Below are 21550 nucleotides of genomic sequence, written 5' to 3' on the forward strand. Positions count from 1 at the left end.
ACTCAGCTCGCCCGCGCCATTTCGCGTAACAACTGCAAGGCCTCGGTGGCCAGCGGTTGATACTGATTGAGAATGTCCGCCAGCCCGACCCAGACGATAAACAGCCCCAGGACCAGGATCAGCGGGAAGCCGACCGAGAAAATATTCAGTTGCGGCGCCGCCCGGGTCATGACGCCAAACGCGATGTTGACCACCAGCAGCGCGGTGACTGCCGGCAACACCAGCAACAACGCCGAACCGAGCACCCAGCCGAGCTTGCCGGCCAGCTCCCAGTAATGGTTGACCATCAGGCCGCCACCCACCGGCAACGTGGTGAAGCTCTCGGTGAGGACCTCGAACACCACCAGATGACCGTTCATGGACAGGAACAGCAGCGTCACCAGCATGGTGAAAAATTGCCCGATCACCGCCGTCGAGACGCCGTTGGCCGGGTCGATCATCGAAGCGAAACCCATGCCCATCTGGATGGCGACAATTTGCCCGGCCACCACAAAGGCCTGGAAGAACAGTTGCAAGGAAAACCCCATCACCGCGCCGATGAGGATTTGCTCGGCGATCAGCAACAGCCCGCTCAGATCCAGGGGATTGACCGGCGGCATCGGTGGCAGCCCCGGCGCGATGACCACGGTAATGGCCAGCGCGAAATACAGGCGGATGCGCCGAGGCAGCAGGGTCGTGCCAAACACCGGCATGACCATCAGCAGGGAGCCGACGCGAAACAGCGGCAACATGAAAGTCGCCACCCAGGTGCTGATCTGCGTATCGGTCAGCGCTAGCAGTGACATGGTTTAGCCGATGACCTGAGGAATACTGCCGTACAGCTGCAGGATGTATTCCATGAAGGTCTGTACCAGCCAAGGCCCGCCGACGATCAGCGTCACCAGCATCACCAACAGGCGCGGCAAAAAGCTCAGGGTCTGTTCGTTGATCTGGGTGGCGGCCTGGAACATCGCCACCAACAACCCCACCAGCAGGCTCGGAATCACCAGCACGGCAACCATCATGGTGGTCAACCACAGGGCTTCGCGGAAAATGTCTACGGCGACTTCAGGGGTCATGGCGATACACCACCAAAGCTGCTGGCCAGGGTGCCGATGATCAGCGCCCAGCCATCCACCAGCACGAACAACATGATCTTGAACGGCAGGGAAATGATCAGCGGCGAGAGCATCATCATACCCATAGCCATCAGCACACTGGCCACGACCAGGTCGATGATCAGGAACGGAATGAAGATCATGAAGCCGATCTGGAACGCCGTTTTCAGCTCGGAGGTCACGAAGGCCGGCACCAGGATGGTCAACGGCGCCTGATCCGGTGTCGCGATGTCAGTGCGCTTGGACAGGCGCATGAACAACTCCAGATCGCTGGTGCGGGTCTGGGCGAGCATGAAATTCTTGATCGGCACCTGCGCCTTGGCGACCGCATCCTGGGCCGTCAGTTTTTCCGCCAGATACGGTTGCAAGGCATCCTGGTTCACCCGGTCGAACACCGGCGCCATGATGAACAGGGTCAGGAACAGCGCCATGCCGGTGAGGATCTGGTTCGACGGCGTCTGCTGCAGGCCCAGGGCCTGGCGCAGGATCGAGAAGACAATGATGATCCGGGTGAAGCTGGTCATCAGCATGACAAACGCCGGGATAAAACTCAGCGCGGTCATGATCAGCAGGATTTGCAGGCTGACCGAGTATTCCTGCGCACCCTGCGCATTGGTGCCCAGGGTGATGGCCGGGATCGACAGCGGATCGGCGGCGAATGCCAGCGGTGCGGCCAGCATCAGGGCCAGCGTCAAGACGATGCGTAACGCACCCATTACTTCTTATCCTTCTGATCTTTACCCAGCATCTCCAGCAGGCGCTGCGCAAACTCCGGCGTCGGCTTCTCGGTGCCCGGCACCTGCACCGGCTCCTTGAGGACGTGCAGCGCAGTGATGTTGCCTGGGCTCAGGCCAAGCAGAATCTGCTCGTTGCCGACCTGCACCAGCATCAGGCGGTCGCGCGGCCCCAGCGCGCGGGAGCCGACAATCTCGATCACCTGCCCCTTGCCGGCCGGACCGGCCTGCTGAACCCGACGCAGCAACCAGGCGAGGAAGAAGATCAACCCCAGCACCAGCAGCAAGCCGAACACCAACTGCGTCAGTTGCCCTGCCACACCACTGCTCACCGCTGGCGCAGCAGCCGTGGTCGCCGTAGCGACCGGCTCGGCCGCCAGCACGCTGAACGGCATGGCCAGCGCGCTCCCCAGCACAGCCCCGAGAAACTTTTTCACTCAGCGCAGCTTCTTGATGCGTTCGCTTGGGCTGATCACGTCCGTCAGGCGGATGCCGAACTTCTCGTTGACCACCACCACTTCGCCGTGGGCGATGAGCGTGCCGTTGACCAGCACGTCCAGCGGCTCGCCGGCCAGGCGATCCAGCTCGATCACCGAGCCCTGGTTCAGTTGCAGCAGGTTGCGGATGTTGATGTCGGTGCTTCCCACTTCCATGGAAATCGACACCGGGATATCGAGGATCACGTCCAGGTTCGGGCCTTCGAGACTCACCGGATCGTTGTTTTTCGGCACGCTGCCGAACTCTTCCATTGGCAGGCGGTTGGACGCGGAATTGCCGGAATCGGCGGCAAGCAATGCGTCGATGTCAGCCTGCCCGGCATCACCGGTTTCTTCCAGGGCCGCGGCCCACTCATCGGCCAGGGCCTGGTCGTCTTGCGTGTTCATAATGTCAGTGTCCTCGGCGAGCAAAAGTTCAGAATTCGGTTAATCGCGAATGGGTAGGAGCGCCGGTCAACGGCGCTCGATCGGCTCGATCACTTGCAACGCCAGGTTGCCCTTGTGCGAACCCATCTTGACCTTGAAGGCCGGTACGCCGTTGGCGCGCATGATCATTTCTTCCGGCATGTCGACCGGGATCACATCCCCCGGCTGCATGTGCAGGATGTCGCGCAGGCGCAGTTGACGACGGGCCACCGTCGCACCGATCGGCACGTCGACATCCAGCACGTCCTGGCGCAGGGCGTTGACCCAGCGCTCGTCCTGGTCGTCGAGGTCCGACTGGAAGCCGGCGTCGAGCATCTCGCGCACCGGCTCGATCATCGAGTACGGCATGGTCACGTGCAGGTCGCCGCCACCGCCATCGAGTTCGATGTGGAAGGTCGACACCACAATGGCTTCGCTCGGGCCGACGATGTTGGCCATGGCCGGGTTCACTTCGGAGTTGATGTACTCGAAGTTGACTTCCATGATCGCTTGCCAGGCTTCCTTCAGATCGACGAACGCCTGCTCCAGCACCATGCGCACCACACGCAGTTCGGTCGGTGTGAATTCACGCCCTTCGATCTTGGCATGCCGGCCGTCGCCACCGAAGAAGTTGTCCACCAGCTTGAACACCAGCTTGGCGTCGAGGATGAACAGCGCGGTGCCGCGCAGGGGTTTGATCTTGACCAGGTTGAGACTGGTCGGCACGTACAGCGAGTGCACGTATTCGCCGAACTTCATCACCTGCACGCCGCCGACCGCTACGTCTGCCGAGCGACGCAGCATGTTGAACATGCTGATGCGGGTATAACGAGCGAAACGTTCGTTGATCATTTCCAGGGTCGGCATGCGTCCACGGACGATGCGATCCTGGCTGGTCAGGTCGTAGCTTTTGACGCTGCCGGGTTCGGCAGCGTTTTCGGTCTGTACCAGACCATCGTCGACGCCATGCAACAGCGCGTCGATCTCATCCTGGGACAGCAGGTCCTGCACGGCCATGTCGTGTTCCTACTGCAGTACGAAATTAGTGAAAAGCAACTGTTCGATCACCACTTTGCCGAGCTCTTTCTGCGCCACTTCCTGGACGCTGGCGGTGGCCTTCTGCCGCAGCATTTCCTGGCCGACCGGCGACGCGAGGGTCGCAAAGTCCTGGCCGGAGAACAGCATGACCAGGTTGTTGCGGATCACCGGCATGTGGACCTTGAGCGCCTCCAGATCCGCCGGGTTGCGCGCGAGCATGGTGATGCTCACCTGCATGTAGCGCTGGCGGCCGTTCTGGTTGAAGTTGGCCACGAAAGCCGGTGCCATCGGCTCGAAAATCGCTGGCTGCTTGCCGACGGGAGCGGCGTCCACCACGGCGGCGGCAGGCTTGTTCTGAGCGCTGTGCATGAAGTACCAGGTCGCGCCCACGGACACACCGATCGCCAGCAGCAGGGCCACCACGATCAGGATAATCAGCTTGAGTTTGCCTTTGGTTGCGGGGTCTTTTACTGCTGCGTCGCTCTTCGCCATGCCAATAATCCGTCACTATTCGGGGTTTCACAGTCGCACGGCAAGGCAAGAGCAAGTGTTATGCCAGAACGGTTGGAGGGAAATGAGCTGCGGCTGGTTGAAGCCGAAAATCAAAAGATCGCAGCCTTCGGCAGCTCCTACAGGAAGTACACATTCCAATGTAGGAGCTGCCGAAGGCTGCGATCTTTTAGAGGGCGCCGCAAATTATCAGGCGTAATAATCGACTGCGCTTGAACCAATAACGCTGGTCACGCTGGTCGCCGCTTCTGCGACCGATGGTGCATGCTCATCATCCATGGAGTCGAGGCGGCCGCCGCTGGCGCTGGTCCGTCCGGTCTGGCTTTGCCGGGCTTGTTCCTGCCCTTGTTGCGAACCACGGGACTGGTCCGAAACGTTGACATCGACCTGCCCCATGCCCTGCTGCGCAAACATGTCGCGCAAGCGATGGACCTGGCTGTCCAGCGCCTCACGGACGCCCGGATGCGCACTCATGAACGTGACCTGGGTCTGCTGATCGGGAACCATGTTCACCCGAATGTCCAGACGCCCCAGTTCAGCGGGCTGCAACTGGATGTCCGCGGCCTTGAGGTTGGCGCTGGACAGGTACATGACCCGGTTCACCACCTCTTCGGTCCAGCCGCTCTGGTGCATGGCGATCGGCTGGTTTACCGGCAAGGCATTGGCTGTCTTCGGTGTGGCCGCCTGGGTCAGCGCGGCCAGACGGCTGGTGAAATCATCGACACGGGTGTCGCTGCCGGCAGATTTGAGATCCTTCAGACCGTCATCGATCAAGCCGCTGAAAGCTTTTTCGTCACCTTTGCCGGCACTGTCCTTGTCGACCTGAACATCCAGCATGGTCGCCATGCCGGCGGCAAAGTTTTGCGCCGACGTCAGCTCACCGTCCGCCTGGGCGGGCGCCTGTGTCGGTGCGGCCTTTGGCTGCGCCTGACTGGAAGCCGACACGTGACCGCTCTGCTCCATCGCCAGGCGTAACGCCGGCAGGGCGTCGAGTGGATCGGCCTCGGGATCGAAGTCGCCGTCAGCGCTGGTCGGCACCGGAGCATTTGCAGCCGAGAGCGCCGCAGCAACCGGCGCTTCAACCGTTGGCTGCACCGCATCGGCTACGGCAGGCGCCGCTGGCGTTGCTGGCGCTGACACCACTGGCTGTATGGCTTGCGGCAATGCGGGATCAAGCGCCGGATCGACCGGCGCGGCATCGACGACCAGAGCCGGGTCGACCTCTGCAGCATCATCGCCGGCGGTCTTGTCGTCAGCCTGCACCGATTGGTCGGCAGGCAAGGATTTGCCGCCTTCGGCAACCACTGGCTCCCCCTCGGCAGACTTGTCGTCGCCAGCGTCCTTCTTCGCGCCGACAACGGAGGTTTTGTCACGATCAGGTTTGAGCGGAGCATCGGCCACCGCATTGGGTTTGCTTTGGGCCTGATTGGCGTAGACATGAGCGAAGCTTGCGGCCTTGTCCCCGGGCTCTGCGGTTACTGCCGGAGGATTGGCGCAGGTAGCCTGAGTCTTGGCCTGCCTGGAGGCCTGAAGCAGAATATTGGGGGTAACGGGCATGAAACGGTCTCCGCTGCACAGGGCTCGTAAGTACAGTTGGGTTAGATAACTGCAAAGGTCGAGCCAGTTTCACTCGATAGAGAACCAAAGCAGCGTTTGCTCAGATTTTCGCCGAGCAACGCTTTCGCTCTGCTTCGTAGAGAGGGCGGATATTGGCGAATTCGCGGTCGATTTTGCCGACCAGTTCCTGAACGGCCGCGCATGGCAAACTGGCAGCCTGCTGCTCAAGCTGGCGGCAAAGTTCGGTCAGCCTGAGGGCGCCCATATTGCTGCTGCTGCCCTTGAAGCTATGGGCGGTTTCAGCGAGCCGTGCGGCACTGTCAGCCGCTCTCAGGACTTCCAGGCGCTCTTCGGAGTCCGCAAGAAAGATATCCAGCAGATCCGGATAACCCTCTTCCATCACTTCCCGCAATGCACTCAGCACGCTGCGATCCACATGTGTGTCGTCGTCCACTTGCTCACTCCTTGATCAAGAATGCGCGGATTATGCCAGAGCCTCCCAGATAAACTCCACGCGTGCACTTCGACCATTGTCGGTCCAGCGGGCATTACGCCCCAACTGGCGGATCAGGTTGATCCCGCGTCCCGACAGGCGGATGGCGTCCAAAGGCCTTTCCATCACCCGCTCGACATCGAACCCTTCACCGCTGTCTTCGACCTGAATCGTCAGGCAACCGCCGTCGTCTGTCGGCGTCACCTGCAAATGGATCCGCACATAGCCTTCCTGCAGCTCGCCGAGCCGGGCATTGCGCTCTTGATAATATCGCGCAAAACCCGAGGCATTGCGCTTGAGGCTCGAATCCAGCCCCAGCACGCCGTGTTCCAGCGCATTGGAATAGAGCTCCGCCAACACACTGTAGAGCGCACCGCTCTGAGCCCGCAGGCCATGCACCTCAAGCAGCAACTGCAACAGATAGGGCAAGGGGTTGAATCGCTTGAGCGTGGCGGCGCGGAACTCGAAACTCACCGACCAGTCCAGCGGGCACGACTGGCCGCTGTCGGAGTAGACCAATGCCGGTGGCGTGACCTGCTCCGGCTCCAGCAGGCTGATTTCGACCATGCTGACATCGTCGCGCGCTTGACCACCGAAATCGCGCAGCGCCTGCTCGATCTCTTCGAACAGCACATCCGGCTGACGATTGGCGGCGAACACCTGCTGCAATCGCTGCACGCCAAACAACTGTTCATTGGCGCCGCAGGTGTCGATCACCCCATCGGACAAGAGGAACACCCGATCCCCGAGCGCCATGGGAAACACTTCGGTGCGCTCGTCGAAGGATTCCGGGCTCAGCACCCCCAAAGGCAGGTGCCGAGCCGGCAGAGGCGTACGCTCGCCACTGGCAATGCGATGCAGGTAACCGTCGGGCATTCCACCGTTCCAGACCTCCACCGAACGACGCTGAAAACTCAGGCACAGCATGGTGGCGCAGCAGAACATGTCCACCGGCAGGATGCGCTTGAGCTTGGCATTCATTTCGCGCAGGGTTTGCGCCAGGCCATAGCCCTTGGCGGTCATCCCGTAGAAGACTTCGGCCAAGGGCATGGCGCCCACGGCTGCCGGCAGACCGTGGCCGGTGAAGTCGCCCAGCAAAACGTGCATGTCGCCGGCCGGGGTGAACGCGGCCAGCAACAGGTCGCCGTTGAACAGCGCATAGGGTGATTGCAGATAACGGATATTCGGCGCGGCGTTCAGGCAGCCGGCGTGCGCCACCTTGTCGAAAACCGCCTTGGCCACACGCTGCTCGTTGAGCAGGTAGTCGTGGTGCCTGGCGATCTGGTCACGCTGCCGCAGAACGGTATCCTGCAAGCGCCGCAAGCGATCCATCGCCTTGATCTTGGCCGCGAGAATCACCTGGTTATAGGGTTTCGCCAGAAAGTCGTCACCGCCGACCTCCAGACAACGGGCCAGCGCCTCGCTTTCGGACAAGGACGTGAGGAAGATGATCGGCACCAGGGTTTCCCCGGCCAGGGCCTTGATCTGCCGGGCTGCCTCGAAGCCGTCCATGACCGGCATCATCGCATCCATCAACACCAGGTGCGGTTGTTGCTGGCGAAACGTGTCGACCGCTTCGGCGCCGTTGGCCGCCGTCAGCACTTCGTGCCCCTGGCGGCGCAGGATGCTCGCCAACAGCAGACGATCGGCGGCGCTGTCCTCGGCAATCAGGATCGTCAGCGGCTCCAGTGGCTGCATGGCAATCAACTGATGTCGAACAGTTTGTCGAAGTTGGAGATGGCGAGGATTTTGCGCACGTCGGTATTGCTGTTGACCACGCGCACATCGGAGTCGTCGCCACCGGCGTGATCGCGCAGCAAAAGCAGCATGCCCAGGGCCGAGCTGTCGAGGTAAGTGGCGTCTTTCAGGTCGACCACAACCGCCGATAGCTCTTTATCTTCGTAGGACTGACGAAACTCCTGATGCTTGGCGAAATCGAAACGCCCCTTGACCGAGATCGTCAGCTTTCGCCCATCGGGTGAGACTTCTGTAACAACTGGCATGTCATGGCTTCCTTGTCATTTGTAAACCTGCTGTACAAGGTTTAGCAGCTGGTAGAGGTTGGGGCAAGGCTGGAAATGGCGCAAATCCTGTGGGAGCGTGGCTTGCCCGCGATGAACGATAACGCGGTCCACCCGATTCAATACTGATCCTGCCGTGGCAATCGTTGGGATAATTCGTCCAACAACTTTTGTTCGCGCCGGTCTTCGAGCGCCCGCGCCTCATCGGCATAGCGCTGAACCAGCTTGCGCAGGCCTTCGACCCGGGCAAATGCCTGCTGCCAGGTTTCCCGGGCCTTGTTCAGGTTGTTCTGATGCCAGGCCAGGCTTTGCCGCTGCTGGTCGATGGCCGTGCCCAGTTGCGCCAGGAAGCCCTGATAACCCAGCAGCCATTGGCCCGAGACGCCGCCGCTGCCGCGTACGATCCATTGCTCCTGATAGTCGAGGCGGAAGGCTTCGAGGTCGGCGAGTTTACTTTCCGCCAGGCGAACCTGCCCTTGAAAGTGCCCCAGGCGCTGGACCGCGGTTTTCTCGGCCTTTTCGGCCATTTCCACCACCGGCGCCAGCCTTCCTGCCCGACTCTGGGCCATAACCGCTTAACCGCTCGCCGCGGGCGCGAAGATCGAGGCGAGATACGCTTCGCTTTCACCCAGGCTGATGCTGTCGTTGAGGCCCTGCCGCAGGTATTTGACCAATTGCGGTTGCAGGGAAATCGCCAGGTCGGTCTCGCGATCGCCGCCGGCGACATAGGCGCCGACGCTGATCAGGTCGCGACTCTGTTGATAACGCGACCACAGCTGCTTGAAATATTGCGCACGAGCCATGTGCTCCGGCGACACCACCGCCGGCATGACCCGGCTGATGGACGCTTCGATATCGATGGCCGGGTAGTGCCCTTCCTCGGCCAGGCGCCGGGAAAGCACGATGTGCCCGTCGAGTACACCCCGTGCCGAGTCGGCAATCGGGTCCTGCTGGTCGTCGCCTTCGGACAGCACGGTGTAGAACGCAGTGATCGAACCGCCGCCCTTTTCCGCGTTACCGGCCCGCTCCACCAGTTTCGGCAGTTTGGCGAACACCGATGGCGGATAGCCCTTGGTCGCCGGTGGCTCGCCGATGGCCAGGGCGATTTCCCGCTGGGCCTGGGCAAAACGGGTCAGGGAATCCATCAGCAACAGGACATTCTTGCCCTTGTCGCGGAAATATTCGGCGATACGCGTGCAGTACATGGCGGCGCGCAGTCGCATCAGCGGCGCATCGTCCGCCGGGGACGCCACGACCACTGAACGCTTGAGTCCTTCTTCACCGAGGATGTGCTCGATGAATTCCTTGACCTCACGACCCCGCTCACCGATCAGGCCGACGACGATAATGTCGGCTTCGGTAAAGCGCGTCATCATCCCCAGCAATACCGATTTACCGACACCGGTACCGGCAAACAGGCCGAGCCGCTGACCACGACCGACCGTCAACATGCCGTTGATGCAACGGATGCCCACGTCCAGCGGTTCGCTGATGGGCTCACGCTTGAGCGGGTTGATGGTCGGGCCGTCCATCGGCACCCAGTCTTCGGCCTTCATCCCGCCCTTGCCGTCCAGCGCACGACCGGCACCGTCGAGCACCCTTCCGAGCATGCTCATGCCCATGGGCAGGCGACCGTTGTCCGCCAACGGCACCACTCGGGCGCCGGGTGCGATGCCGGCGACACTGCCGACCGGCATCAGAAAGACTTTGCTGCCAGAGAAGCCCATGACCTCGGCTTCCACCTGCACCGGGTGATAGCTGTCGTCATTGATGACCATGCAGCGGCTGCCCATGGCGGCGCGCAGGCCTTCGGCTTCGAGGGTCAGGCCGACCATGCGCAGCAGGCGCCCTTCGAGGATCGGTGCGCCCTCCAGCCCCGTGGCCTCGGCGTAGCTGCCCAGGCGCTTGGCGAAGCTGGTGCGTTCAAGGCGCATCAGGTGCATCCGGTGCTGGTGCGGCAGCAGGCTTGCTATCGACCGGCAGTTCCAGGCTCAGGTCTGGCGCGGCCGGGTGCAGGGCCTGCTCGTGCAACTGGTCGAACAGTTTGTCCATCACCCGCGCGACACGGGTTTCCACCGTGGCATCGATACGGCTGTGTTCTGTTTCGACCCGGCAACCGCCGGGCAACAGCGACTCGTCTTCGACGATGCGCCAGGTTTCTTCATGGCGTTCGCGCAGGGCTTTGACCTGTTCGAAATCCTGCGGGTTGATGTACAGCCGCACATTGCCCACGCCCAACGGCAGGAGCTTGAGCGCTTCGCGCATGACGTGTTCGATCTGCGTCGAGTCGATGGCCAGTTCGCGCTGGATCACCTGTCTGGTGATGTGCTGCACGAGGTCGACCAGGGACTTTTCGATCTGGGTGTCCTGTTCGGCGATGGGCTCGAACAGATGCGTCATCAATTGCTCCAGCGCCGCGATCTTGGCCGTCAGGGCCACTTCGGCCTCCTGGCGGACCTTGAGCGTGGTGCTGTGGAAACCTTCCTTCTCACCCACCGCGAAACCTTCGTTGTAGGCTTCCTGGCGAATGCTTTCGAGTTCTTCGAGAGTCAGTGGCTGGACTTCCTCCAGCGGCACTTCCTCCATTTCCGGCGGCTCGGGTTCAGGCTCAGGCTCCGGCTCGGGTTCCGGCGGGTCGAAACTGGGCAACGCCCAGGTATCGAAGCCACTGACATCCCTGGCCCGGATCAGGTCAGTGGGTGCATCATCATTCTTGACCATGGTGTTAAATCATTTCCTCGCCGCCCTTGCCGCCGAGAACGATTTCTCCGGCTTCGGCCATACGGCGGGCGATGGTGAGGATTTCCTTCTGCGCGGTTTCCACGTCGCTGACGCGCACCGGGCCCTTGGCTTCCAGGTCGTCGCGCAACAGTTCGGCGGCACGCTTGGACATGTTCTTGAAGATCTTCTCCTTGACCCCTTCGTCCGACCCCTTGAGGGCCAGCACCAGCACATCGGAGGACACCTCGCGCAGCAGCGCCTGGATGCCGCGGTCGTCGACATCGGCCAGGTTGTTGAACACGAACATGAGGTCTTCGATCTGACCGGACAGGTCTTCGTCGACTTCGCGGATCGAATCCATGAGCTGGCCTTCGATCGAGCTGTCGAGGAAGTTCATGATGTCCGCTGCCCGCTTGATGCCACCCAGGGTGGTGCGCGAGGCATTCGAGTTGCCGGAGAACTGCTTCTCGAGAATCTGGTTGAGTTCTTTCAGGGCCGCCGGTTGCACGGTGTTCAGCGAGGACACGCGCAGAATGATGTCCAGTCGCACTTTGTGGTCGAAGTTGCCGAGCACTTCGCCGGCCTGGTCCGGATCGAGGTAGGCCACCACGATCGCCTGGATCTGCGGGTGCTCATAACGGATCACGTCGGCGACGGCGCGCGGCTCCATCCACTTCAGGCTGTCGAGGCCGCTGGTGTTGCCACCGAGCAGGATGCGGTCGATCAGGCCGTTGGCCTTGTCTTCGCCCAGGGCCTGGGTGAGCATTTTGCGCACATAGTCGTCGGAGCCGACGCCCAGGCTGGTCTGGTCGCCGACGATATCGACGAACTCGCTCATCACCTGCTCGACCTGCTCGCGGTGCACATTACCCATCTGGGCCATGGCCACGCCCACGCGCTGAACCTCTTTGGGGCCCATGTGGCGCAGCACCTGGGCCGCGTCGGTGGAGCCCAGGGACAGCAACAGGATCGCGGCTTTGTCGACCTTGGACAGTTTGGCGGCAACGGCTCGGTTATCACTCATCTGCGTTAATCCACTCTTTCACGACCTGGGCCACACGACCCGGATCTTCTGCCACCAGACTCTTGATTGCGTTCAACTGAGCGTCATAACCCTCGCTCGGGCTCGGCAGCAGAATGCTGGTCGGGCCACCGAGGCTGACACGGTCGTTGGCCAGTTCGCCATCCAGACCACCCATGCCGCCCAATTCGACGTCGCTGCCGATACCGACCAACTGCTTGCCTTTGCCACCACCGGTGATGTTGTTGAGCACCGGACGCAGCACACCGAACACCAGCACCAGAATGAACAGCACACCCAGCACTTGCTTGACGATGTCCCAGAACCACGGCTGGGAGTAGAACGGAATATCGGCAATCACCTCACCGCGCTCGGCGGAGAACGGCATGTTGATCACACTGACGCTGTCGCCACGACTGGCATCGAAGCCGACCGCGTCCTGAACCAGGCGTGTGAAGCGCGCCAATTCATCGGCGCTCCATGGCGCACGAGTGGTTTCGCCGTTGGCCGGGTTGATCTTGACCTGATCATCGACCACCACCGACACCGACAGGCGATTCAACCGGCCCTGCTGCTGTTTGGTGTGGCTGATGGAACGGTCGAGTTCGAAGTTCCTGGTCGATTGCTGACGCTTGTCCGCAGGGTACGGAGCAAGCATCGGCTGGCCGGTCGCCGGGTCCATGATTTGCTGGCCATTGGCATCAACCAGTGGCTGGCCTGGCTGCACCATGCCGGCTGCACCCGGCGTGCCGCCCGTGGTTTGCGGCGCGGAGGCCGGCGATGGCGGCTGGTTGCTCAAGGCACCCGGCACGCCCTGCGGACCATTGCTGGCGGTACGTTGTTCGTTGACCGACTGCTCGCTGCGCAACGCCGGTTGATCCGGGTTGAACTGCTCGGAAGTCGACTCGACCGCACTGAAGTCCACGTCGGCGGACACTTCGGCTTTATAGCGATCGTTGCCCAGCACCGGCTGCAGGATGTTGTGCACGCGCTGGGTGAGCATGCTTTCCATGCGGCGGCTATAGTCGAACTGCTTGCCGGCCATGGTCAGTTCGGAGTTCTCCGCCTGATCCGAGAGCAGGTTGCCCTTCTGGTCGACGACGGTGATCTGCGACTTGCTGAGCTCGGGAACGCTGGTCGCCACCAGGTTGATGATCGCCACGACCTGGCCTGGCTCGAGGGAGCGACCGGAATAGAGTTCAACCAGCACCGAAGCGCTCGGCTTGCGCTCGTCGCGCACGAACACCGAACTCTTCGGGATCGCCAGGTGCACGCGGGCACCCTTGACGTTGTTCAGGCTGGAAATGGTGCGGGCCAGTTCGCCTTCGAGTCCGCGACGATAGCGGGTCGCTTCCATGAACTGGCTGGTGCCCAGCCCCTGTTCCTTGTCGAGGATTTCAAAACCGATGTTGCCGTCGCTGGGAGTGACACCAGCGCCCGCGAGTTTGAGCCGCGCACGGGACAGGTCCTCGGCCTTGACCAGCAAGGCACCGGAATTGGGTTCAACGGTATACGGAATATCGGCGGAGGCCAGGGTATCCATGACCTGCTTGGCGTCCATGCCGGCAAGGCTGCCGTACAGAGGCCGGTAGTCCGGCTGTTGAGACCACAACACCACGGCAAAACCAATCGCCACGCTCGCCGCCAGACCGACCAACAGGCCCACCTGACGCAACATGGTCATCTCGGAAAGGTTTTCCAGGAAGGACAACCCGAACAGCGGCGGTTTGCCGTCTATTGGAGTGGCCTTGGCCGGAACATTATCGGCGACTGCTTCTGCCATGACTCAATCTCGTCCTTTAAACCGGCATCTGCATGATGTCTTGGTAGGCCTGAACCAGCTTGTTGCGCACCTGGGTCAACGCCTGGAATGACACACTGGCCTTCTGCGAGGAAATCATCACGTCTGTCAGGTCGACGCCGCTTTTGCCGATTTCGAAGGCGCTGGCCAACTGAGTGGAAGCCTGTTGGGTGTCGTTCACTTTATTGACGGCCTGGCCGAGCATGTCGGAAAAGCTGCTGCCCGCCACTTCAGGGGCGGCAGTCGATTTCGGCGCAGACATGGCATCCATTTGCATAGCGCGCATATCCAGCATCAACCGATTGAATTCAATACCTTGGCTCATGGTTTCTCTCTTTGACGACCCGCAATTTTTTGACACTCACTCGGCGGGTCATGAGGTGTTAGCAACAAGGGTGCCAGCTCCATGGCTGCTCTAAACAAAAGCCAATACCAACGCAAAACAAATGTGGGAGCGGGCTTGCTCGCGAATACGGTTTTCCATTCAACCGAGATGCTGACTGGTCTACAGCTTTCGCGAGCAAGCCCGCTCCCACATTTAGATCAGCGTTGATTCCGTCAACTTTCAGGTGGCGAATAAATACGCTTCCACATCCATGCCGGCATCGCGCATCTGCGCCAGCTTGTAGCGCAGGGTTCGCGGGCTGATCCCCAGGCGCTCAGCCGCCTCTTTGCGCCGACCGCGCTCGGCGCGCAGGGTATCGATGATCATCTGGAACTCACGGCGACGCAGGTCATCCCCCAGCGCACCGGCCGACTCGGACTCGACCTCGACTGACCGCACCGGCGCCGCAACCGAAACAGGCAACGGAGCGCAGGCCACCGGCCCGGCCAGACAGAAGTCCTGCGGCTGGATCAGACCGCCCTGCTGCAATATCAGCGCGCGCTGAATCGCGTTGTCCAGCTCACGCACGTTACCTGGCCACGGATAACCGATCAGGCACGCCTGAGCCTCGGGCGACAACCTGGCAGTCGAATGCTTCATTTTGTTGACGTGCTTGGCCAACAGACGCTCGGCCAACGGCAGAATGTCAGCGGTGCGCTCGCGCAGCGGACGCCAGGCCAGCGGAAACACCGACAGGCGATAATAGAGGTCTTCGCGAAAACGCCCCGCCGCCACTTCACCCGCCAGGTCGCGGTTGGTGGTCGCCACCACGCGAATATCCAGCGTGATCGGTTTACGCGCCCCAACCCTCTCGACCTCGCGCTCCTGCAACACGCGCAGCAATTTGGCCTGGAGCCCCAGGGGCATTTCGGAAATTTCGTCGAGCAGCAGGGTGCCGCCGTCGGCCTGCTCGAACTTGCCGGCTTGCGCGGCAATGGCGCCGGTAAAGGAACCCTTCTCGTGACCGAACAACGTCGCTTCGAGCATGTTGTCCGGGATCGCGGCGCAGTTGATCGCAATGAACGGCTGACTGGCCCGATGAGAATGCTGATGGATGTAACGCGCCAGCACCTCCTTGCCCGTGCCCGACTCCCCCGAGATCAACACCGTGGAATCACTGCGCGCAACCCGCGCCGCCAGCTCGAGCAACTGCGCGCTCGCCGGCTCGAACGCTACCGGCCCCTCACCCTCGGCCAGGCCAAGACTGCCCAGGGCATGGCGCGCCACCAGATCGAGCAACGCCTTGGGTTCGAATGGCTTGACCAGGTAGTCCGCCGCCCCCTGGCGCATCGCATCGACCGCACGCTCGACCGCACCGTGAGCCGTCATCAGCAACACCGGCAACTGCGGCTGCCGCACTCGCAGCAGGCCCAGCAACTGGTGGCCGTCCATGCCTGGCATGTTGACGTCGCTGATCACCAGGCTGAAAGCCTCGCCGCCGACAGCTACCAGCGCCTCTTGCGCCGAACCCACCGCCTTGTAATCGTGCCCCGCGAGCAACAGCGTATCAGCCAGTGCCTCGCGCAACGCACGGTCGTCCTCGACCAACAGAACCTTGATGCCCATCTCTGTCACTCCGCTCCCTGAGCGTTGCTGAACAGCGGCAGGATCACCTGCGCGCAAGTGCCGCGACCGAGCCGCGAACGCAGCTGCAATTCTCCCTGATGCGCACGGGCCACCGCCTTGACCACGGTCAGACCAAGACCTGTACCGGTGGTCTTGGTGGTAAAAAAGGGTTCGCCCAATCGCGCCAGAACCGCGGCATCGATACCCGAGCCACTGTCACTGACACACAGGCGCAGGGTGTTGCCGCGGGTGTAGAGGTGAATTTTCAGGCGCAATTGACCGGCACCGGCCTGAATGGCGTTTTCGATCAGGTTGAGGATCGCGCCGACCAGGGTGTCGCGATTGCACAGCAACTCCCCCGAATGACTGTCGCACTGCCAGCGGATCGGCAGATCCTGCACGTGGGTCAGTGCGGCCGCCTGCAGCGATTGCATCAGTTGGCCAGGAGTTACGCGGTCGGTCAGCGGCAACTCGCCACGAGCAAATACCAGCATGTCACGCACCTGGTGCTCGAGCTCGTGCAGGCGTTCCTTGAGACGTCCGGCAAAGCGCTGCTGGGTAGCGACCGGCAGTTCTTGTTCGGTCAAATGACTGGCGTACAGCAACGCGGCGGACAACGGCGTGCGTATCTGATGAGCCAGGGACGCGACCATGCGCCCCAACGACGACAGACGCTCATGACGAGCCAATTGATCCTGCAGATGACGGGTTTCAGTCAGGTCATTGAGCAACACCAACTGGCCAGGCTCGGCGTCCAGCGAGCGCGTGGCGATCGACAGACGCCGGCCATCCTTGAGGGAGACCTCATGGCCATCGTCTTCGCGCGGCGCAAAGCAGCGGGCAATGACGTGGCGCCACAATTCACCTTCCAGCGGCAGGCCCAGCAACTCGCACGCCGCCGGATTGGCTTCGCGCACGATGCCCTGAGCGTCGATGACGATGACACCACCGGGTAACAGATCAAGGAGATTTTGCAGGCGGTTGGCCAGGCGTTCTTTTTCCGCCAGCTCCTGCATGCGCTGGGCGCTGACCACCGCCAGCTCACCTTTGAGCTCGGTGACCCGGGCTTCAAGCATGCTGTAGGAATCGGTCAACTGACTGGACATCTGATTGAACAGCACGAATGCCTGCTCAAGGCCCAGACGGCTCGCCTGCTCTACGGACGACGTTTGCCGCGAAGCATCCCCAAAAGCATCTGAGGCAGGAGATATCTGGGCGGATGGGGGCATTGTGCTCTCTCGCTTGGCTGACCGTCAGTGAAACGGAACGTTGCGAGGGACATAGCAATACCCATGCCTAAAAAAAACTTCTTATAAATGAATGTGTTGAAAAACAGGCGTCAATCATCCGCCTGTTCATCTCCATCACGACGACTCATGCCGTACTTGCGCATCTTTTCCACCAGCGTGGTACGACGAATACGCAGACGCTCGGCCGCGCGCGCCACGATGCCATTGGCATCATCCAGCGCCTGCTGAATCAACCCTTGCTCCAAGCCGCCGAGGTAGTCCTTCAGGTCCAGGCCCTCCGGCGGCAACATGGCGTTGGCCGTGAAGTCCTGGGTATGGCCGTTGATGGCCACGCGCTCTTCCAGATCGGTGCGCAGGCTGTCGACCATTTGCTCGTCTTCATCGTCGACGTAGCGGAATTTCTTCGGCAACTCGACCACACCGATAACGCCGTATGGATGCATGATCGCCATACGCTCCACCAGGTTGGCCAGTTCGCGGACGTTGCCCGGCCAGCCATGCCGGCACAGCGACATGATCGCCGCCGAGTTGAAACGGATCGAACCGCGCTTCTCGTGCTCCATGCGCGAGATCAGCTCGTTCATCAGCAGCGGAATGTCTTCGACCCGCTCTCGCAGCGGCGCCATCTCGATCGGGAACACATTCAGGCGGTAGTACAGGTCTTCGCGGAAAGTGCCGATCTCGATCATGCTTTCGAGATTCTTGTGGGTCGCGGCAATGATGCGCACGTCGACGCTCTGGGTCTTGTTGCTGCCCACGCGCTCGAAGGTGCGCTCCTGCAATACGCGCAGCAGCTTGACCTGCATCGGCAGCGGCATGTCACCGATTTCATCGAGGAACAGGGTGCCGCCATTGGCCAGTTCGAATCGACCGGCACGGCTGGTGATTGCCCCGGTGAAGGCGCCCTTCTCATGACCGAACAATTCGCTTTCCAGCAACTCGGCCGGGATCGCCCCGCAGTTGACCGGCACGAACGGCGCTTCGCGGCGCTTGGAATGGTAATGCAGGTTGCGCGCAACCACTTCCTTGCCGGTACCGGACTCACCGAGGATCAGCACGCTGGCATCGGTATCGGCGACTTGCTGCATCATTTGGCGGACGTGCTGGATCGCCCGGCTGGTACCGACAAGACTGCGGAAAAGGTTGGGCTCGCGATGACGACCGCGCTCGCGGGCCTGGTCGTACATCTCGCGATAGACCTGGGCACGGTGCAGCGAGTCGAGCAGCTTGCTGTAGCTGGGCGGCATTTCGAGGGTCGAAAGTACCCGGCGACGCTGGTCCTCCGGCAGGTCAATGGAAGAATTATCGCCCATTAACAAAACCGGAAGGAACTCATCCCAGGTCGAGAGTGTCTTTAGCAAGCCCAGAAGTGCACCAGGAGCATTGACCGTCCCGATCAGGACACAGATTACTTCACGACTTGACGACAAAGAGCCGACAGCCTGCTGCCAGTCATGGCTACCGCAGGGTAAATTTTCTTCGCCGAGAAAATTTAAAATCACCGCCAGGTCGCGGCGGCGGACGCTATCGTCATCAATCAGCAGAATTTTGGTTTCACGCCACATGCAATAGCAACTTCCCTAGTCAACTCAATGCCCAAAATGCTGGGGCAAGCTAAACGCTTGCAGGCCTGATATGCCTGAAGACGACTGAATTCTGGAACCAGCCACTAGTTAAGTCAAAAAACCGTGCACAGTCAAATTTATGGCGCACATATCTGGATTAACTTGGGGTTAATTAACCAAACAGATGGTAAACCTTTGCCGCGTTCCGCGCTTGCTGGATCTGAGACATTTCGTCGACTATCGCCTGCCTCTCCCCCATCGCCACCTCAAGCAGCTGCTTGTAGACATACAGCAGCTCCTCAAGATTGCTGCGCAGAACTTCCTCGTCCAGCGAAGCCTCGCTCAAAACGTCTTCCATGCAGGAACGGCAATCCAGGTCCAATTGACCGATAGCCTCCCAGTCGCGCTCGGCCAGGGCACCGACCAGCGCTTCACGAGTTTGTTCTATTCGCTGCAATACAAGACTCATGGCGATCTCCTTAGAACTGCGGACCCGGCTCAGCAATACCGTCCCAGCCTTCTTTCACCGTGCGAAGCAGGCCCGCGACCTCATCGAGAATCTTCGGGTCGTTGTTGATGTTCGCCTCGGCCAGGCGCTTCATCATGTAGATGTAGAGACTGTTGAGTTCGCCCAGGGTATCGGCGCAATTTTCAAGATCCAGGCCTTCACGCAAGCCACCGATGATGCCGATCGCCTTGCTGATCGATACACACTTGCCGGGAACATCCTTGCGCTCCAGGGCGCCTTTGGCCTGCGCAATGCGGTCCAGGCCACCTTCCATGAGCATTTGCACCAAACGATGCGGACTCGCTTCGGACGTCTGGGCGTGCGCGCCCACTTTCTGATATTGCCGAAGGGCTAACATTGGATTCATGTTCTACCTCATTACCACAATGACTCGTATGACCAGTGTATCGTCAGCGAGTCAAAAAACTTTAGATCAGAAGACAAAAACCCGGCACACGCGAAAAGGCGTAGCCGGGTTTTTGTCGTCAGCTCATGACTAGTTGTTGGACTTCTGGGCGTTCAAGGTCGTGAAGAACGAGGTGATGCTTGTCGCCGTCGCTTTCATTTGCCCGACCAGAAGGTCCATTGCGTTGTATTTGGCGGTCAACGTCTTGGTCATGTTCTCGACACGCAAGTCCAGCGCCAACTGCTGGTTCGTAAGGTTCTTGCTGAGGCTCTGCAGGTTGGTATTGCGCTGATCCAGCAACCCGCCCGTTGATACGTAAGGCTTGATGGCAGTGCCCATGCGCGCCAGAAGGCCGTTGGTATCATTGGTACCGTTGAACAGCTGCTGCACCTGGCCACTCATGCCGCCAGTGGTCATCGCCTTGTTGAACGTCGTCGTGTTGAACGCCAGATTGCCCGTTTTCTCGTCTGTCATCACGCCGAGCTGCGACAGCACGGCCAATGGACCGCCCGCCCCCGGAGCCGTCAACACGCCGCGGATATCGGAAATCAATTGGCGCGGCATCGAGTCACCGGTAAACGCCGCCTGGACCGTCAGCTTGCCATCGGCATCCGCCGTCGCCTTGGACAGGGAATTGATGGTGTTCATCAGGGTGTTGTAGGAATCAACGAACGTCTGGATCGATGTCTGCAAACCGGTGGTGTTGGCCGCGACAGTGATGGTCGCAGCAGCCGGCGGCGTGCCGGGGCTGGCGGACGTCAGGTTCAGGGTCAGGCCACTGACTGCACCGGTCACCGTATTGCTCTTGCTGGTCACTGCCAGACCGTCGATGGTCAACGATGCGTCCACCGCAATCCCGTTGACCGCACCTGAACTGGAAGCCGAAGGGTTGGCGCCCATCGGTTGGGTACCATCGATTTCAAGGCCGGCGATACCGCTGACCACAAGGTCGGAACCCGCACCGGTCTTGTTCGAGCTGATCACCAGTCGCGACGCACCCGTGCTGTCGGTCACGATGTTGGCAGAAATACCATTGCTCGCCTGTGCAGAGTTGATGGCATCCCGGGTGCTTTGCAAGGTCGCATTGGCCGGAATCGTGACATCGTAATCAGTGCCATTCTGACTGATTTTCAGAGTACCACTCGGAATGGCACTGGCGGCACCGCCGGCAAAAGAAGCACTGGCTACTTTCGAGCTGGTGGCCAGGTTATTCACAACAACGCTGTAGGAACCGGCAACGGCAGTATTGTCGGACGTTGCACCCAGAATCGACGGGGTACCCGAAGTGGCGCTAAAACCCGCAAACGCAGGATTGGTCTTGCTACCGAGATTGGTCAGTGCAGTCTGAAAGGCCGTCAGTGCGCTTTTCAGGGAACCGACACCGGAAATCCTCAGCGTGTTGGTTTTGGTCTGAGTATCGATCTGCGTCTGTTTCGCCGATTTGTCGGCGTTGACCAGCGCAGTAACGATCGCACCGATATCCAGGCCAGAGCCAAGGCCCGTGCCCGGCAAAATTGGACTTGCCATTTTTAGTCTCCCTTCAGGTTGCTGCCACTCTTTTGACCTTTACCTGCGTCCAAAGAACGTACAAACACTATTAATGCCAGCTATCAGACTTTGGCGTCGAACAATACGTGGCTCGCATTGCTCAGGCTCTCTGCCAGCTTGAGGGCCTCTGCGGAGGGAATCTGTCGCACGACTTCGCCCGTTTCGCTTGCAATCACTTTGACGACGACCTTTCCGGATTGCTCGTCGATCGAGAATTCCAGGTTGCGCTTGATCGACTGTACAAACTTTTCGATCTGCTGCACCGCCTGCTTCAGATGGGTGTCATCCTTGTCCGGCTTCTTGTCCGCCTCCGCAGCCACGTTGACGGCCTTAGGCTTTTCCGGCGCCTTGTCCGTGACGGTGCTCGCTGGCTGGGGAGCCGGATAAGACACGCCAAGCTTTACGCTCATCTCCATGCCCATCACCT

The 21550-nt window shown here is 60.7% G+C and carries 24 protein-coding genes; all 24 read right to left on the reverse strand.

The features are described from left to right. Positions 1 to 2 precede the first annotated feature (2 nt). The 24 genes from fliR to KSS91_RS21005 all read right to left on the reverse strand — a co-directional run bounded on the left by fliR (position 3) and on the right by KSS91_RS21005 (position 21539). Entirely contained in the window at positions 3 to 785 is a 783-nt protein-coding gene (gene fliR, locus KSS91_RS20890) for a flagellar biosynthetic protein FliR (protein ID WP_217835989.1), read from the reverse strand. Between the two features lie 3 nt (positions 786 to 788). Continuing rightward, the gene (fliQ, locus tag KSS91_RS20895; protein ID WP_015096238.1) at positions 789 to 1058 is read right to left on the reverse strand and encodes a flagellar biosynthesis protein FliQ; all 270 of its coding nucleotides are present in this window, start codon (positions 1056 to 1058) and stop codon (positions 789 to 791) included. Beyond that, entirely contained in the window at positions 1055 to 1813 is a 759-nt protein-coding gene (gene fliP, locus KSS91_RS20900; protein ID WP_015096239.1) for a flagellar type III secretion system pore protein FliP, read from the reverse strand. Before fliP ends, fliQ begins: the two co-directional genes overlap by 4 nt. Then, positions 1813 to 2268 (reverse strand): flagellar biosynthetic protein FliO, encoded by a 456-nt coding sequence (gene fliO / locus KSS91_RS20905; protein ID WP_225923705.1) that lies wholly within the window; start codon positions 2266 to 2268, stop codon positions 1813 to 1815. Before fliO ends, fliP begins: the two co-directional genes overlap by 1 nt. Next, a complete protein-coding gene (gene fliN, locus KSS91_RS20910) occupies positions 2269 to 2715 on the reverse strand; it encodes a flagellar motor switch protein FliN (protein WP_015096241.1) in 447 nt (148 codons plus the stop codon). It abuts the gene before it with no gap. Positions 2716 to 2781: 66 nt separating this feature from the next. Continuing rightward, the gene (gene fliM, locus KSS91_RS20915; RefSeq protein ID WP_015096242.1) at positions 2782 to 3750 is read right to left on the reverse strand and encodes a flagellar motor switch protein FliM; all 969 of its coding nucleotides are present in this window, start codon (positions 3748 to 3750) and stop codon (positions 2782 to 2784) included. A 9-nt stretch (positions 3751 to 3759) separates the two neighbouring features. Beyond that, positions 3760 to 4263, reverse strand: a complete 504-nt coding sequence (fliL, locus tag KSS91_RS20920) for a flagellar basal body-associated protein FliL (RefSeq protein ID WP_095963853.1) — start codon at positions 4261 to 4263, stop codon at positions 3760 to 3762. A 207-nt stretch (positions 4264 to 4470) separates the two neighbouring features. Continuing rightward, a complete protein-coding gene (locus KSS91_RS20925) occupies positions 4471 to 5838 on the reverse strand; it encodes a flagellar hook-length control protein FliK (protein WP_217835990.1) in 1368 nt (455 codons plus the stop codon). 100 nt (positions 5839 to 5938) lie between these two features. Next, positions 5939 to 6238, reverse strand: a complete 300-nt coding sequence (locus KSS91_RS20930; RefSeq protein ID WP_217838457.1) for an Hpt domain-containing protein — start codon at positions 6236 to 6238, stop codon at positions 5939 to 5941. 84 nt (positions 6239 to 6322) lie between these two features. After that, positions 6323 to 8029, reverse strand: a complete 1707-nt coding sequence (locus tag KSS91_RS20935) for an ATP-binding SpoIIE family protein phosphatase (RefSeq protein ID WP_217835991.1) — start codon at positions 8027 to 8029, stop codon at positions 6323 to 6325. A gap of 5 nt (positions 8030 to 8034) precedes the next feature. Then, positions 8035 to 8334 (reverse strand): STAS domain-containing protein, encoded by a 300-nt coding sequence (locus tag KSS91_RS20940; protein ID WP_126046775.1) that lies wholly within the window; start codon positions 8332 to 8334, stop codon positions 8035 to 8037. Between the two features lie 137 nt (positions 8335 to 8471). After that, positions 8472 to 8921, reverse strand: a complete 450-nt coding sequence (gene fliJ, locus KSS91_RS20945; RefSeq protein WP_102699429.1) for a flagellar export protein FliJ — start codon at positions 8919 to 8921, stop codon at positions 8472 to 8474. A gap of 6 nt (positions 8922 to 8927) precedes the next feature. Beyond that, entirely contained in the window at positions 8928 to 10286 is a 1359-nt protein-coding gene (fliI, locus tag KSS91_RS20950; RefSeq protein ID WP_217835992.1) for a flagellar protein export ATPase FliI, read from the reverse strand. Then, a complete protein-coding gene (gene fliH / locus KSS91_RS20955; protein ID WP_217835993.1) occupies positions 10276 to 11073 on the reverse strand; it encodes a flagellar assembly protein FliH in 798 nt (265 codons plus the stop codon). Before fliH ends, fliI begins: the two co-directional genes overlap by 11 nt. Positions 11074 to 11077: 4 nt before the next feature. After that, entirely contained in the window at positions 11078 to 12097 is a 1020-nt protein-coding gene (gene fliG / locus KSS91_RS20960; protein WP_007983391.1) for a flagellar motor switch protein FliG, read from the reverse strand. Beyond that, positions 12090 to 13877: a flagellar basal-body MS-ring/collar protein FliF gene (gene fliF / locus KSS91_RS20965; RefSeq protein ID WP_217835994.1), complete on the reverse strand. Its 1788-nt coding sequence runs from the start codon at positions 13875 to 13877 to the stop codon at positions 12090 to 12092. The genes fliG and fliF overlap by 8 nt, the downstream gene beginning before the upstream one ends. A 16-nt stretch (positions 13878 to 13893) precedes the next feature. Next, positions 13894 to 14220 (reverse strand): flagellar hook-basal body complex protein FliE, encoded by a 327-nt coding sequence (fliE, locus tag KSS91_RS20970; RefSeq protein ID WP_102674967.1) that lies wholly within the window; start codon positions 14218 to 14220, stop codon positions 13894 to 13896. Positions 14221 to 14460: 240 nt separating this feature from the next. Then, the gene (locus tag KSS91_RS20975; protein ID WP_217835995.1) at positions 14461 to 15846 is read right to left on the reverse strand and encodes a sigma-54-dependent transcriptional regulator; all 1386 of its coding nucleotides are present in this window, start codon (positions 15844 to 15846) and stop codon (positions 14461 to 14463) included. A gap of 5 nt (positions 15847 to 15851) precedes the next feature. Then, positions 15852 to 17057, reverse strand: coding sequence for a sensor histidine kinase (locus KSS91_RS20980; RefSeq protein WP_437179762.1), 1206 nt, complete (start codon positions 17055 to 17057; stop codon positions 15852 to 15854). 128 nt (positions 17058 to 17185) lie between these two features. After that, entirely contained in the window at positions 17186 to 18661 is a 1476-nt protein-coding gene (locus KSS91_RS20985) for a sigma-54 dependent transcriptional regulator (protein WP_102699435.1), read from the reverse strand. Between the two features lie 172 nt (positions 18662 to 18833). Beyond that, positions 18834 to 19130: a flagellar protein FliT gene (gene fliT / locus KSS91_RS20990; RefSeq protein WP_015096255.1), complete on the reverse strand. Its 297-nt coding sequence runs from the start codon at positions 19128 to 19130 to the stop codon at positions 18834 to 18836. A 10-nt stretch (positions 19131 to 19140) separates the two neighbouring features. Further along, positions 19141 to 19536: a flagellar export chaperone FliS gene (fliS, locus tag KSS91_RS20995; protein WP_217835997.1), complete on the reverse strand. Its 396-nt coding sequence runs from the start codon at positions 19534 to 19536 to the stop codon at positions 19141 to 19143. Positions 19537 to 19665: 129 nt separating this feature from the next. Further along, positions 19666 to 21102: a flagellar filament capping protein FliD gene (fliD, locus tag KSS91_RS21000; RefSeq protein ID WP_217835998.1), complete on the reverse strand. Its 1437-nt coding sequence runs from the start codon at positions 21100 to 21102 to the stop codon at positions 19666 to 19668. An 83-nt stretch (positions 21103 to 21185) separates the two neighbouring features. After that, positions 21186 to 21539, reverse strand: a complete 354-nt coding sequence (locus KSS91_RS21005) for a flagellar protein FlaG (RefSeq protein ID WP_217835999.1) — start codon at positions 21537 to 21539, stop codon at positions 21186 to 21188. Between the last annotated feature and the right edge of the window lie 11 nt (positions 21540 to 21550).

This window comes from Pseudomonas azerbaijanorientalis (assembly GCF_019139795.1).
Classification (GTDB): Bacteria; Pseudomonadota; Gammaproteobacteria; order Pseudomonadales; family Pseudomonadaceae; genus Aquipseudomonas; species Aquipseudomonas laurylsulfatiphila.